General features: G+C 34.9%; 11 protein-coding genes and 5 pseudogenes. 9 read left to right on the forward strand and 7 right to left on the reverse strand.

Translation table 11 applies throughout. From position 1 onward, the window contains the following. Positions 1-5: 5 nt before the first annotated feature. Positions 6-761, forward strand: coding sequence for a cytochrome c1 (locus ACFZP3_RS00420; protein WP_386086546.1), 756 nt, complete (start codon positions 6-8; stop codon positions 759-761). A 597-nt stretch (positions 762-1,358) separates the two neighbouring features. Beyond that, complete coding sequence (locus tag ACFZP3_RS00425; RefSeq protein ID WP_265017479.1) at positions 1,359-1,544, forward strand: hypothetical protein; 186 nt, start codon at positions 1,359-1,361, stop codon at positions 1,542-1,544. A 251-nt stretch (positions 1,545-1,795) separates the two neighbouring features. On the opposite strand, the pseudogene ACFZP3_RS00430 reads toward ACFZP3_RS00425, so the two are convergent. Further along, positions 1,796-2,811: pseudogene (locus ACFZP3_RS00430) on the reverse strand (IS110 family transposase). Between the two features lie 209 nt (positions 2,812-3,020). Here ACFZP3_RS00430 and ACFZP3_RS00435 point away from each other — a divergent pair. Both ACFZP3_RS00435 and ACFZP3_RS00440 read left to right on the forward strand, forming a co-directional pair. Next, positions 3,021-3,266 carry a hypothetical protein gene (locus ACFZP3_RS00435; RefSeq protein ID WP_253309706.1) on the forward strand — a complete coding sequence of 82 codons (246 nt, stop codon included), beginning with the start codon at positions 3,021-3,023 and terminating at the stop codon, positions 3,264-3,266. 38 nt (positions 3,267-3,304) lie between these two features. Continuing rightward, positions 3,305-4,289, forward strand: a pseudogene (locus tag ACFZP3_RS00440) (IS481 family transposase). Positions 4,290-4,559: 270 nt separating this feature from the next. Here ACFZP3_RS00440 and ACFZP3_RS00445 read toward each other — a convergent pair. After that, a pseudogene (locus ACFZP3_RS00445) lies at positions 4,560-5,968 on the reverse strand (IS4 family transposase). A 164-nt stretch (positions 5,969-6,132) separates the two neighbouring features. Here ACFZP3_RS00445 and ACFZP3_RS00450 point away from each other — a divergent pair. The 5 genes and pseudogenes from ACFZP3_RS00450 to ACFZP3_RS00470 all read left to right on the forward strand — a co-directional run. Next, positions 6,133-6,433 (forward strand): annotated as a pseudogene (locus ACFZP3_RS00450) (major capsid protein); the annotation flags it as partial. Positions 6,434-6,887: 454 nt separating this feature from the next. After that, positions 6,888-8,209: pseudogene (locus ACFZP3_RS00455) on the forward strand (IS110 family transposase). Next, positions 8,206-8,739, forward strand: coding sequence for an ankyrin repeat domain-containing protein (locus ACFZP3_RS00460; RefSeq protein ID WP_386086549.1), 534 nt, complete (start codon positions 8,206-8,208; stop codon positions 8,737-8,739). The pseudogene ACFZP3_RS00455 and the gene ACFZP3_RS00460 overlap by 4 nt, the downstream one beginning before the upstream one ends. Beyond that, a protein-coding gene (locus tag ACFZP3_RS00465; protein ID WP_386086489.1) for an IS630 family transposase occupies positions 8,712-9,573 on the forward strand; the annotation gives its coding sequence in 2 pieces (ribosomal slippage) (positions 8,712-9,037 and positions 9,036-9,573; 864 coding nt in all). Before ACFZP3_RS00460 ends, ACFZP3_RS00465 begins: the two co-directional genes overlap by 28 nt. Before the next feature lie 24 nt (positions 9,574-9,597). Next, positions 9,598-10,425, forward strand: a complete 828-nt coding sequence (locus ACFZP3_RS00470) for an ankyrin repeat domain-containing protein (RefSeq protein ID WP_386087091.1) — start codon at positions 9,598-9,600, stop codon at positions 10,423-10,425. An 85-nt stretch (positions 10,426-10,510) separates the two neighbouring features. Here ACFZP3_RS00470 and ACFZP3_RS00475 read toward each other — a convergent pair whose 3' ends face one another. The 5 genes from ACFZP3_RS00475 to ACFZP3_RS00495 all read right to left on the reverse strand — a co-directional run bounded on the left by ACFZP3_RS00475 (position 10,511) and on the right by ACFZP3_RS00495 (position 15,026). Next, the gene (locus tag ACFZP3_RS00475; RefSeq protein ID WP_386086552.1) at positions 10,511-10,930 is read right to left on the reverse strand and encodes a DedA family protein; all 420 of its coding nucleotides are present in this window, start codon (positions 10,928-10,930) and stop codon (positions 10,511-10,513) included. 6 nt (positions 10,931-10,936) lie between these two features. Beyond that, the gene (gene cysS / locus ACFZP3_RS00480) at positions 10,937-12,310 is read right to left on the reverse strand and encodes a cysteine--tRNA ligase (RefSeq protein WP_253309411.1); all 1,374 of its coding nucleotides are present in this window, start codon (positions 12,308-12,310) and stop codon (positions 10,937-10,939) included. Further along, on the reverse strand, positions 12,303-12,959 hold the full coding sequence (locus tag ACFZP3_RS00485; RefSeq protein ID WP_386086554.1) for an exopolysaccharide biosynthesis protein: 657 nt from the start codon (positions 12,957-12,959) through the stop codon (positions 12,303-12,305). The genes cysS and ACFZP3_RS00485 overlap by 8 nt, the downstream gene beginning before the upstream one ends. Positions 12,960-13,048: 89 nt before the next feature. Further along, positions 13,049-13,705, reverse strand: coding sequence for an exopolysaccharide biosynthesis protein (locus ACFZP3_RS00490; protein WP_386086556.1), 657 nt, complete (start codon positions 13,703-13,705; stop codon positions 13,049-13,051). A gap of 226 nt (positions 13,706-13,931) precedes the next feature. Continuing rightward, a complete protein-coding gene (locus ACFZP3_RS00495; RefSeq protein WP_386086558.1) occupies positions 13,932-15,026 on the reverse strand; it encodes a hypothetical protein in 1,095 nt (364 codons plus the stop codon). Between the last annotated feature and the right edge of the window lie 82 nt (positions 15,027-15,108).

The raw sequence follows: 15,108 nt of genomic DNA on the forward strand, positions 1-15,108 counted from the left end.
TGCTGATGAGAAGTATGTTAGCTATACTTTGCATATTGTTTTTTGCTAATTTTGTGTATGCAGAAGAATTCAAGCCATCACCAAATAAAAAAATGGACTGGAAATTTGATGGAATTACCGGATCTTTCGATAGAGAGTCAATTCAACGAGGCTATAAAGTGTATAAAGAAGTCTGTGCTGCTTGTCATTCAATGAATAGGATAGCATTTCGTAATTTGCAAGATGTTGGTTTTTCTGAAGAAGATATAAAACAGATTGCAGCTTCTTATCAAGTTAAAGATGGTCCGAACGATTTGGGTGAAATGTTCGATAGACCTGGAGTACCTTCGGATTATTTTATTGCACCTTTTGATACAAAAGAAGCAGCTGAAGCAAGCAATAATGGTGCAGTTCCACCAGACTTATCGTTAATTATTAAAGCAAGGCATGATGGTGCAAATTATGTCTATTCACTGTTAACAGGCTATCAAAACGGCGAGCACGATGAAAATGATTTATACTTCAACCCTTACTTTTCAACAGGCAGGTTAGCTATGGCGCCACCACTTTCTGAAGGAATGGTGGAATATGATGGTGCAAGACAAGCCACAGTTGAAAATATGGCGTATGATGTGATAAATTTTTTACAATGGGCAGCAGAGCCAGAATTAGAGCGCCGGCATAAACTTGGATTAAAAGTAGTGGCGTATTTTATAATTTTAACAGTGTTTTTTGTATTAACTAACAATAGAATTTGGAGCAAGCTCTATAAAAAGAAGTGATAGTCAATTTTGCCTCAAATACAATGGTTGTCATCCAAGTAGCTAACACTGGTTCCTTTATGACGGCAGTGCCCAGAGGTGTCATGCAAGTAGCTGACAACATAGAAACGAAAAACTTACTTGACAAACTCCGCCAGCCCCCTTATCATAACACTGAAGCTATTTATTTATCTTCGCAATCTCTACAGTGGATTAATGACAAAAAAACTTAATGTATTTGGCGTAAATCATGCTTAATTTTTTGCACTATGTGCACCTCATGTCTTTATAAAACTTTAGGTTTCTACCTATACAAGCCGAAACGCGCTTATAAAGCGTTTAAGACAGCAAAAAACGTCAAATAGACAAGGGAGAATTTGAATACTAGCTACCCTGGGGTTTCTTTGCCTTTTTTCCTGCTTGGTAAATTTCTTAAACACTTGCGGTGTAGGTTAGTTGCAAGTTAAAAGCAGCTAAATCGCTCTTAATCAAGCGTTTTAGAATAAAAAAAACGCCGATATTTTAGTACATAGTGAATAGCCAACCACCATGGGGCTTCTTTTGCCTTTTTTTTCGTTTGGTAAATTTCTTAAATATTTATAGCTAAAGATTGCACGAATGTTGCAATTACAAAAGCGATCTCTACTAGGAGGATGTCATCCCAGTGCCCAGACACTGGGATCCAGTTTTCTTTACAAATTCACCAAAAGTGCTTCATTTTATAACGCAAAACCCATACTCACCAAACCCAATGCATTACTTACAATTAAAATTCCTGGATCCCAGTGTCAAGCACTGGGATGACAGGAGATACCGTCTTGTTAGTCAACAAAAAAATTATAAAAATTTCCCAAGTTGCATCATAAAATCAAAAAATACTTCCAATTGTGTAACAGTACACAGATTATAGTTAGTGGATATGTTGATAAGTAAATTAGTTTTATACGCACAAAACAGATGAAGTTTACTTATCAACATATCCACTAACCAACAACATTCAATAAATTTGTGTAAGATACCACTTTACATAAGATAGATAGGAAGCATTTTTGATTTTAAAGTACTAAACCTTCAGTCAACCTCCTAGCCCTGTAGTTTTTGATATGGTTAGGATCAAAAGCACTTTTGGATGTCAGAATACCGAAAATGATATGGAGTAGCTTACGCATTGCAGCACCAACGATGGCCATATTATGCTTACCCTTTTCCTTTAATCTTTGGCAAAAGCTCATAATGATAGGATTGTGATTCTTAGCTACTATGGCAGGAAAGAAAAGTGCCTTACGTAATGTTTGTGAACCGGATTTACTTAATCTGGGTTTGGCATATACAGAGGAACCTGACGTCATATTTCGTGGTATAACTCCTGTATATGCTGCCAATTGCCTGGCATCTCTAAAAACCTCTATATCAGAAACTTCAGCTAAAATAGCTATTGCTGATTCTTCTCCTATGCCTGGAATAGTCAATAGAAGTTGAAAATTTTCCAACAATTCTTTGTGTTGATTTAATAGTTCACGTACGGAGTTTTTTATTGTTTCTATTTTTTGAGCTATATTCATTGCAAGGTCTTCCCAAGCATTTGCAACTTCTTTAGGCAGTCTCTCTTTTTTTTCTAAGTGGTTATTTACTAATGTTAACTCATCTTTTAACGCAACTGAGCAACGATAAAGATGTTTTAATTTTTTCATTTCAGGAGAAGGTGGTGTCCAACTAGAAGGTTCCTGTCTTTGGCAATAATCAGCAATAACTTCTGCATCGGTCTGATCATTCTTTTGTCGTATCAGCTTACTCCTTGCATAAGATTTTATGCAATAAGGATTTACAACACTTACAAAATGTCCAGCATTGTGTAGAAATTCAGCCAGTGCTTCGCTATAACAACCAGTAGATTCCATGCAGGTTTTTACTTTTTCTACATTATGTTTGTGTAGAAAATTCAGTAGACTTTGAAACCATCGTTCTTAAAGCTTCTTTTTCTAGTTTCACGCTTTCCTTTTTTGCTTATAAATGAGAGAAAAACATCAAAGCGATCTTTTGATATATCTATGCCCAAAAAGTTGTTGATCATATATAACCCCATACGTTACCATTAAAAATGAAAAGTAAGGCTAGTCTTGTGAATACAGAATTAGAACCATTCAGGTCTTTCTACGATACCTTCCAGCCTATACTTTTGAGAAGGGAATTCTTATCTCCTCTACAGATTTTATATCTAAGAAGAAGCACAGAGTTCCTCCCTTCTCCACCTAATGCTTAAGCTTAAAACATTAGATGCTTTTGACAAGATACAAGACGTTGTCACTACTACATTATGCTATAAGTCATAAGAATAATCAAGCTGTAAAAGATCTTTTGGAAGAAGCCAAAAAACAAAAGCTATTAAAGGAAGTTCTGAATGAAGAAATGACCACAAAACATTCAGATGGTCGGGAAGAAAATCATACAATACTTACAGATGCTATATCACGTAGAGACAATGACATTACGAGAGTAGTTGTACAGTTCCAGAGTGTGATGGTATGATAAAATGTGAGAAAAAAATATCATCAAAGGGAGGAATTATGGGACAAGTATTACATGGGTGTGCCAGAACAACAGAGACAATTCGTAGAGCAATACAAAATAGTAAAGAGAGCATAGCAAAACTCTCCAAGTGTTATAACCTTAAACCAAAAACTATTATTAAGTGGAGAAAACGCTCATTTACCAAAGATGCTGGTATGGGTCCAAAGCATCCAAGATCAACTGTTTTAACTTTAGAAGAGGAGGCTATAATTGTTGCATTTCGTAAGCATACTCTATTGCCATTAGATGACTGTCTCTACGCTTTGCAAACCTCAATCCCACATTTGAGTCGCTCCAGCTTACATCGTTGTTTACAAAGGCACAACATTAGCAGACTACCAGATGTCGATGGTGAAGTTAAATCAAGAAAGAAATTCAAACAATATCCTATAGGCTATTTCCATATTGATATCGCGGAAGTTAGAACAGAAGAAGGAAAGCTGTATTTGTTTATTGCAATAGATCAAATTCACCTACGTTGAGTTGCACAAAAGTGCTACAAAACCCATAGCTGCTGAGTTTTTAGGTAATCTGATTAGAATTTTACCGTATAAAATCCACACTATTTTGACAGATAATGGCATACAATTTACAAATCAGAAGCGCCATAAATACGCCTTCCAACACATATTTGATAGAGTTTGTGAAGAAAATAACATTGAACATCGTCTGACAAAAGTTAGCCATTCTTGGACAAATGGACAAGTTGAACGTATGAATAAAACTTTAAAGAATGCTACGGTTAGGAAATATTACTATCGTTCGCATCAGCAACTTAAGGAGCATCTTTATGACTTTGTTATGGCCTACAATTATGCAAAGAGACTCAAAGCTCTTAGGGGTCTTACGCCTTTTGAATTTATATGTTCTCAGTTGACAAAGTCTCCTGAATTATTTATAATAGATCCACACCATCACACTCTGGAACCATACATCTTATTCGTCTCAAAGACTGGTGGCAAATACTCAAAGCCAAACTAAGAGGACACTATAACTACTTCGGGATTAGCGGAAATTATCGATGGCTCAATAAGTTTAATTGGGCAGTAAAGAAACTAACGTTTAAGTGGATAAACCGACGTAGCCAGAAAAAGAGCATGAATTGGGAGCAATTTATTCATTATACACAAGTCAATCCACCACCAAAACCAAAAATATGTTTTTCCTTGTATACACAGGAGGTATGTCGTGAACGCTAATATTGTGGAGCCGTGTGCGGGAAAGCTGCATGCACGGTTCTTGCGCTTACTATTACCCACAAGTATAGAATTCATGAGCAAGTCTCCATCCTTCTGCTAAATCAAAGAGACGTTTCCATCCCTTCCACAAAGCTATAGCTAAGTCATTTTTGCGAGCTAAAAACCCTCCTAACTTGGCCACCCACCTCACAATTTCTCTTATAGGTGCAGGATAGTTTTTTGTCTTAAGCATTTTGGTATATAAAACCTTTCATTCGTCATCAGTCAGTATGACAGTGCAAGAAAGATTCGCTAGCTACCAATGTGATAAAAAATATTCTCCATGCAATTATACTCATAATTGTAAGAAAGCGGATCAATCTATCTGCTGTTTGGAGCCTACATTCTTCAACTTTAAGACCGGATTTCAAAATTTTATGAAAAACCTCTATTCTCCATCTTAAGCAATACCATTGTATTTTTTCTACTGCTTCTTCAAAATTATTAATATTTATATTTGTTAATAAAATCCAGTTCATGTGCTCTTCGCCAAATGGGGGATATTTTTCTATAACATAGACAGCATTTAAATTTAAATTAGGAAGTTTTTGGGTTTTACGTCTAGCGTTGTTTTTTGATGCATTCATCACAAAGTTACTAAACTTTACTTCTAAAACTGTTGTTCTTTGAGGTTTGTTATCGCGAGCAGACTTGAATTTCTCCTTGACAAGACATGCGATTCATCAAATCCCACAATCTTTCACCACCTTTTTCAGAATAAGTCGACTTCTTGTTTACTGTTCTGTTTTGATTTCCTCTTACTACAAAAAGAGATTGATTAGTGGAAGCAACTTCAAATAAATCATAAATATCTGCTTCTCTATCACAAACGGTAACTACCTTAACATCCTTTAATCCAGGATGTTTAGTAGAGTCTTTAAGTGCACCGTATGCTTTCTTTCTCTTCTATGGGAAGAGCAGTATTATGGCTTCTTCTTTTCAACTCCTTTAGGTCTTCAGCTAAGGAAGGTCTAGTACTAATTTTTTGATCCAATAATCCTATCTTCTGTTGTAACTGCAAACGTTGTATGCATCATGGGTTTTAAAATTAGTTGTTTTAGATGTTAATCTTGCTGCTATAATCCCTAATCCTTCGGTCTTTTTATGATTTTTATATGAAATATAACTCGTGTCCTGGATAGCTAAGATAGTTGAGTATTCTTTAGCTCTTTCAACAGTTTTAATTATATGACTGTCTAATATCTTTCTTTCAGAAATGGCATCGTTTTGGAAAAATCTATAAGCTGCTTTACTTTGATGCCAATCTTCACAAGCTTGATTTATTGAACGCTCAGGCGATTCAGCAAAACTATTAACTATTTTTAGAAACCTTTTACTTAATCTTATATCACCAAAATTAACAATTCCAAATTCACTTTCTGCCCATTCGCCAGTTGAGGTATTTATAGTTCTTTTCATCATATATTCCATTTTTAGACCATAGATCTATTTATAATAGAAAGTTGAATTAGTAAAATAGCAGCTTTTTCTCCATTTTTAGATTTATGGGTAATAGTAAGGTTCTTGCGGGGGAGTTATAGAAGTAAAACTCAATCAAGGGGGATAGGACTATGACTTCTACCGAACGATCAGGATTTACGTTCTGTGGAATAACATTTGAGGAGTACAGAGGACAAGCAACCGATCCTGAAGGAATTGTGAGAAGGTTTATAGAAAAAGATACAGGACATTGTTTTCCACTAGGAACAGCAAGCACATTTACTACTTACTTTGCGCCAGCGGACTTTAATGAAACGGTTTGGTCAGCCATTGTATGCAAAACAAGAGCCAAGAAGATTTGATAGAGGAACTGACCTTCATACCCAATCCAACCCTTTGCCGATGTGCCACCGTCCGGGGATATTAGTAAAAATCGTTGCAGCATAGAGGAGCCAAAAAGGAGATTTCCTCCTACCAATATAGCCACTTTCTTAGCGTGCTTCTTAAGTTACTATATAAAGGTAAAATGGTTTCCATGTTTGAGCAGTTAGATCAGCTATAAAAAAGAAGTGAGGTAAGGAAGTGGTCTACCCTGCTCCAAGTAAAGGCTAGTACATAAAAGCAAAAGATACAAGCATCGAACAGACGAAATCTGTCAAATCAGAAAGAAACACACAAATTTAAGTTTTTAGTAGTTTTCAAGTATAGTTGTACAGGGAGCGCCTCTGCAGTTATGACCGACATTTTCAATGGTGCCTAAGTGCCCGTATGCAAGCATGGTTTTGGAAGGAACGGTCAAATCATTGATGGAGTCATTTAGACTACCTCGGTTAGGAGATTGTACTATCAACCGTTCCAAGCTGAAGCGTTTCCCTATTACAAATTATATGTAGGAGTTACCATGAAAAAAGCAAAAAGTAAATTAGAAATCTAATGCAGCAGGAATAGACATTGGTTCAGCTGTACACTATGTGTGTGTACCTGAAGGAAGAGATGAACAACGCGTTCAGAAATTTGGCTGCTTTACTGAAGACCTTCATAACTTAGCACAGTGGTTGAAAAAGTGTAAAGTTACAACAGTAGCTATGGAATCAACAGGAGTATACTGGATTCCTTTATTTCAAATACTTGAGTCATACAAATTCGAGGTAAAATGCACGGCATGTAAAGAATGTACCTGGTAGGAAGTCTGACGTTCAAGATTGCCAATGGCTCCAACAACTGCATAGCTACGGACTGCTTCATGGATCGTTTAGGCCAGATAATCAGATGTGTGTATTGCGCAGTTACGTGCGGCAACGCAAAAATCTCACTGAAAGTGCATCTACACATATTCTGCGTATGCAGAAGGCATTAATTCAAATGAATATACAATTATACAAGGTTATTAGTCATATTACTGGGATAACTGGTATGAAAATCATTGAAGCTATAATTGAAGGCGAAAGAGATTCTGAAAAATTAGCAGAATTCAGGGACGTGCGAATGAAAAATGATCAGTCTACTATTGCAAAAGCGTTAGCTGGTGACTATAGAGAGGAACACTTATTCACGCTAAAGCAAGAATTTGAATTATATAATATTTATCAAGAAAAAATAGCAGAATGTGATAGAAATATTGAAGCCTATTATAAAACGTTTGAAACAAAGTCTTGTGAAAGCAAACAGCTAAGTAAGCAAAAGAATAAAAATAGCAAAAGTAAGCCAAGCTTTGCTTTGTATGAGGAACTGCACCGAATAACTGGTATGGATTTCACTAAAATTCCTGGATTTGATGTATTAAGTATACAAACCATAATTTCAGAAGTTGGTATAAACCATAGTAAATGGCCAACAGAAAAGCACTTTTCGTCGTGGTTGGGACTCAGTCCTGCTAATAAAGTTACAGGGGAAAAAGTGTTTAACACAAGAACACGTAAAGTCATTAACCGTGCTGCGAATGCTTTGCGAATAGCTGCTCATTCTGTAGGAAATAGTAAAAGTGCGTTGGGTGCATACTACAGAAGATTGAAAAAACGACTAGGAGCACCAAAAGCAATAACAGCTACTGCAAGAAAAATGGCATGCATATTTTATAGTATGCTCAAATACGGACAGGAATATGTAGAAAAAGGAATGGAATACTATGAAACACGCTATAAAGATAGAACTGTAAAAAATTTGATCAAAAAAGCGAGCGAATTTGGCTACATATTAGTTCAACAAGAAGAGTTAGTTGAGTGAGTTTCTTAGGAGAAGATACCTTAAGAAAAGTTCTGGAATTGATAAACGGCAGTGATTTAGTAATAGATAATTTTATTCATGTTGCATCTATTTGGGGACATGCAAGTAAGCACAGTAGGTTGATTGATGATTTTTATTTTAGTTCTATTTATTGTGAGCACAAAAGTACTATATTAAATTTACTAGCTGAAAATAGTGACTGTGAAGCAATTCAAGGAATACTAACGCATATAAAAGAAAAACATTCAGATAGATTTAGTTGTGTTCTTAATGCTAAGAATAAGTATAATATTACCCCATTACATTCAGCTGTTTATGGTGGAAACTTGAATGTAATAGAATATCTTGTTGAAAAAAACGCAGATATCAACGCTAAAGATAAAGACGGTTTAATTCCATTACACGTGGCTGCTGAGTATGAAAACTTAGAAGCAGTAAAGTATAGCTCTTCTCATAATAATCCAAACAAGTTAAGATATGGATTTATGGTAGTGGGGTTTGTATGCCAGCAGCGTATAGTTACGATTTAAGGAAAAAAGCAATGGAGGCATTGGATGAAGGAGAAAGTAGAGCAACTGTTGCAGAGAGATTTAAAATTGGAAAAACGACTCTATATGAGTGGCAGAAAAGGCGTAAGGAAACGGGAGATTTTCAGTCAAAAAAGCCTGGAAGCGTAGGATATAACCATAAAATTACTGACTGGAATGTTTTTACCAAATTTGCAAAAAACCATGGTGGCAAAACTCAGTCAGAGATGGCTAAACTCTGGGGTAATATCAGTCGACAAACGATTCACCGCGCACTTAAAAATATTGGATTTACAAGAAAAAAAGACCTACGGATATAAAGAAAGAAATGAAGGAAAGCGAGCTCAATTTTTAAAGGTTATAGCAACAAAACGTCATGAAAATCTTGTATATATTGATGAATCTGGAATAGATAATACAGAAGACTACCCATACGGATATTGCAGAAAAGGAGAGAGGTTTCATTCATTAAAATCAGGTAAAAAAACTCAGCGTGTCAGTATGATTGCAGCTCTAAATAAAAGGAAGATCATTGCTCCATTGACCTTTGAAGGATACTGCAATAAGGATGTTTTCGAGGCTTGGTTTGAGCAGTTTTTAACTCCAATTTTAAGGTCTGGCCAAACTGTAATTCTTGATAACGCTACATTCCATAAATCTAAAAAAATAGATAATCTTGCTAGAGGAGTTGGTGCTGAAATTCTTTATCTTCCTCCATATTCTCCAGACTTTAACGAAATTGAGCATAATTGGTTTGCTATAAAGAATAGAGCTAGAAAAAATATCCCTATTTTTAAGTCTTTCCGTCAAGCTGTTGATTCTGCTTTTTTATTCTGACTATTATGAGAAGAGCTATACTTCATTGAGAAAGGTATTGATGTGAACGTTAAAGATGGATGTGGTAGTACGCCATTACATATGGCTGCTTTGTATGGAAATTTGGAGATAGTGGAATATCTTGTTGTAAGAGGTGCAGATATTAATGCTGAGGCTAAAGGAATATTTTACAGTGGGACTTCATTACATATGGCTGCTAAAGGTGGAAACTTGGAAGTAGTGGAATATCTCGTTAAAAGAGGAGCTTATTTAAGTGCTGAGGATAAAGATGGTATGACTCTATTACACGTTGCTGCTGAGAATGGTAACTTGGATATAGTTAAGTACTTCGTTAACAAAGGTGCTGACATTAACGCTAGGAATAGTATTGGTAATACTCCATTATATATGGCAGCTTTTTGTGGAAAGTTGGAGGTAGTGGAATATCTTGCGGACAAAGGTGCTAACGCTAACATCAAGAACAAAGCTGGCAATACTCCATTACATCTTGCTGCTATCAGAGAAAAAGTTAATATAGCTAAAGTGCTACTAGAACACAATGCAGATATTAATGCTGAAAATGATGAGGGAGCAACAGTGTTACACTATGCTATTATAGGAAAAAACTTGGAGGTGGTGAAGTACATTATCGAAAAAGGTGCCAATGTCAACGCTAAGGATAAAGATGGCAAAACACCACTACATCATGCTGTTCTGATGGGAAAAGTTGATATAGCTATGGTATTACTAAAACACAATGCAAATGTTAATGCTAGAAATAATTGGGGAATGAAAGTATTAGGTTATGCCGCTGATGACCACCAAGAGCTTGTGGAATTGCTTTTAGCTCATGGTGCATCCTATGACTACTAGAAATTTTGCATTTAATTTATAGCTCCGCTTCTATCAGGGCATAGGATGACAGAAGTGGGCTTTAATAGCTGTAGTACTATAGCTGTTATACTCCAAAAGTAAGTATTAGATATAACAAATAGAAGAAATTAGATAGAATGATTAAAGGGGCAAGGATATAAAGGTTTAACTTGAAATAACCTGATAAAATTTGAATCACACTTCCAAGTGCTGGCACCCATGAAAGTAATAAAGTTGCAAAAATTAGCAAATTTTTTGTAACTTTTGGCATTGTATATTCGTTTTCTAATTTGTGGTATGATTCTCGCATTAAGATTGTTATTCTACCTAAATACCAGTTAACTATTTCACCAAGGCTTGATCCTAGTACTCCAAAAAATAACATAAGTAGTAGATTGTGATGTGATCTAAAGTACAGCATAGCTTCAAACATAAAGCCTTGGTGTATAGGCAAGATTAACGATGATAATAGGCTATCTTTAAACAGCAGAAAGTAATCTTCCATATAAGTTTACCAAGTTGTTGTACCATCTTCATTGTCAGAAATTGTAACCCCCATTTGTTTCAACTGATCCCTTATTTTGTCTGCAGTATCGTAATTTTTATTTTTTTTTGCAATTTTTCTTAAGTCTATCAACCTTTCTATTTCTTGATGATTTACATCCACAGCAAACCACTCTTGATAACTTGACTCAAGAAGACCAATAAATCTGGCACTCTTAACAAAACTCTCAGTTAATTTAAGCTTTTCACTTTCATTACTCATTTTGTTAATTTTTGCAGCCATTTCATGCAGTATAGCTAGAGCTTCAGGAATGTTTAAGTCGTTTTTTAAAGCGTCTATAAAATCTTTAGAAATCTCTGCGTTACTTTCATCAATATTCGTTGTATCTAAGCCACGTAATAACCGATAAAATTTATTTAAGGTTTCCTGTGCATCAGAAATAACGTTTTCTGTCCAATCAAGTGGTTTTCTGTAGTGAGTTTTGAGCAGTGCATAGCGTATTACTTCACCCTTTATTCCACTATCTAGCAAATCTCTTACTTTGACTATATTAAATAAGGACTTGCTCATTTTTTCTTCACTTACTGTAAGAAAGCCGTTATGTATCCAGTATTTTGCAAACATTGATCCAGCAAATGCAGACTTACTCTGTGCAATTTCATTTTCATGGTGAGGAAATTGTAAATCTATGCCGCCACCATGAATATCAAAATCTTTGCCAAGATAAGCATATGACATTGCTGAGCATTCTATATGCCATCCAGGCCTGCCCTCTCCCCATGGGCTATTCCAATAACTTGAAAGTTTGTAGTCAATATCACTTGCAGGCTTCCACAGTACAAAATCTCCAGGGTGCTTTTTATTTTCATTAACTTCAACTCTGCTACCTGGAACCAATTCATCAGTTTTTTTTCCTGATAAAGCACCATATTCATGGTAAGATTCTATATTAAAATACACGTGTTTGTCAGACTCGTAAGCGTGGCCTGATTGCAGTAAATGTTCAATTAATTCTATAATATAATCTACGTTTTCCGTTGCTTTTGGTTCGTGTGTTGGCTCTTTACAATTTATGCTTTCCATATCATCATGAAAAGCTTTAATGTAATATGTGGTTATACTTTCTATGTTGCTATTTTTCTCACTTGCTGCATTGATTATCTTATCATCAATGTCGGTTATGTTACGCACATAGGTAACTTTGCCATAACAAAACTTAAGTAGCTGAAATAACACATCATACACAACAACAGACCGTGCATTGCCTATATGTGCTGTGTCATATACTGTTGGTCCGCAAACATACATTTTCACATGATCTTTATCGATTGGTGTAAAAAGTTCCTTTTTTTTTGTTAAGGTGTTGTAAAGCCTAACCATATACGAAGCTTTTGAGAAAAGAAAATGCCCCAATGATAAGTTGTGGCCCTTTGACTACTACAACAAGAGTAAGCAATAGTCCGCACAATGATATTAAAACTCCCAATATGGATAGAAACCCATCTTTACTCATAATACCAAGTGAAATAAGAGTCGTACCAATTGCAGGAATAAAGTTGGTAAGAGGTAATGGAAGAGCTATTGATAATGCACAAAGCAACATTACAAAAGCTAAAATTTTTTCGCCAGGCCCATAGAAAATAAAAGACATTCTTGGCTTCATGAATTTTTCTATTTTTCTTAATGCTGGAGAAGTTTTCTCCACCACAAGAGCTAGTGTTGAACGTTGAAAAGATCTTCTTTCTAGCCAACTGGGCATCCAAGGAGAATCAAATCCAAATAGAAGCTGCAGTGAGAATAAGATTAAAGGTATAGAAAGAATAGTTGTATAACCAGGTGGAACCGGTATAGGCACCGATAGTGGCAAGGAGAAGATGATTATTAAAATACCAAAACCGCGCTCATGCAAAGCTGTTTTAATATCGAACAAAGTTACTTTATTGCTATCATTGTTATTGGTATCTGCAACCTCTTTTAGAATATCAGAAGCTAGTTTATCACTTTTAGTCAACTTATCATTTTGTGACACGAAAAACCCTTGATAAAAGTAATTCTTAACACAATTATTGTTTTATTTCAATATGCATATTCATTTCGCGCTAGTACTTCATTCTTTTGTTAAAGTGTTGTAAAGCTTTTAAGAAGAGAAAGTGCTCCGGTTATAAGTTGTGGTCCTTTGACTATTACAACAAGAGTAAGCAACAACGCACACAATGACACTAAAACTCCCAATATGGATAGAAACCCGTCTTTACTCATAATACCAAGTGAAATAAGAGTTGTGCCAATTGCAGGAAGGAAGTGAGTAAAAGGTAATGGAAGAGCTATTATTATTGCACAAAGCAACATCATAAAAGCCAGAATCTTCTCACCAGGCCCATAGAAAATGAAAGATAGTCTTGGCTTCATGAATTTTTCTATTTTTTCTAATACAGGGGAAGTTTTCTCTACCACAAGAGCTAGTGTTGAACGCTGAAAAGACCTTCTTTCTAGCCAACTGGGCATCCAAGGAGAATCAAATCCAAATAGAAGCTGCAGTGAGAATAAGATTAAAGGTATAGAAAGAATAGTTGTATAACCAGGTGGAACCGGTATAGGCACCGATAGCGGCAAGGAGAAGATGATTATTAAAATACCAAAACCGTGCTCATGCAAAGCTGTTTTAATGTCAAACAAAGTTACTTTATCGCTATCATTGTTATTGGTATCTGCAACCTCTTTTAGAATATCAGAAGCTAGTTTTTTATCTTTAGTTAGTTTCTCACTTTTTTGCACAATTATCCTTTAATCAAACTATTCCTTTTAAACTAACGTAATTATTGCTGTATTTCAATATACATTTATTATTGTTAATTGTTAGAGTTAAAGTACAATCGTAATTTTGTCATTATACTTGCAGTTGGTGCAAATGAAGTTGTTTGTTACAGCATCAATGCAATACAGTTTTCCCTTGCGTGTTTTTTGGGTTACACGCAAGGGTTAAACTACCTATAAAAAAAAGTTATAGTATATCATTAGTATCTGACTGTGAATAATGACTTTCGTCACTTAATGGATCAGAATACAATGAACTCTGTGATAATTCGATAGATTCACTTTCTTCTTCTGTGCCCCATATCCATGATATAAAACTTCTAAAAATAGATGCAATAGATGAAAATACACCAGGTTCACTCGTTTGTGTAGATTGACTTTCTTCTGTGTTATCATCTAGCTTAGCGGTTTCTTTTTGCACTTCTCTTTTTTCTCTATAGAGTTCTTTGTTATTATATAGTGTATCTCCTTCTGTTTCCTCTTCCTCCACTATATTTGTTTTTTTATCATCTTCATTGCTTTCTCTAAGCTCTAATGCCTTGTTATGAGCTGGATTTTCATATTCTTCAGTTTGATATTCTTTTATCTCTCCACTATCTATATCTTTTTTGTTTTCTTTTTCTACTTGACTCCCAATTAAATTTCCAACTAATTCAGGGTCTAATGAATTCTTCATACTTGTTAATAGCTCATTTTGGAACACATGGCCCAGCTCATGACCTAAAACAAAGTCCATACCGGCAAATTTGTATACTACTATCGCTTTACCATCAGTTGCACCATAAGCATTATCTGCGTCAATGCCAGCTAATTCATTATATTTCTGGTAATCATTCTTGTTGTTAAAAACATTAACTTCTAAATTTAAAGTTGTTTCAGGTTTGTTTACATCAAACAATTTTTTAAAATTTTCATAAGCAGCATGAATGTCCTTTTGAATTTGGAACTTCTCTTGTGATGACATGTCATCATACCTTATATTATATTTTATACCTTCATCTTGGAATGAAAATACTTTTGGTAATACTTCCTCTATAGTTTCTGGTGCTTTGTCAAAGATCTTTGACTCTGAAGGCTTATATATCTTATTAAAGAATTTTGGTATACATTGTTTTCTAATGTTATATATATGATTCCCATCCATATCACGAACTTCATAATTGTATACAGGATTTGAGTTATTTTTGATTAATTGAAACTTTTGTCCATTAGTGTTAATACCTATTTTACCATTATAATCTTCAGAATAGTTTTTGTATTGTTGATTGTTATTTTTACTCATTTTCGTACCTCACTATTTAAATAAATTTACTCTTACATTATCAGTATAGTATGTATAAAAATTTATTAATAATAATGATTGT

The organism is Wolbachia endosymbiont (group A) of Norellia spinipes (assembly GCF_964273535.1).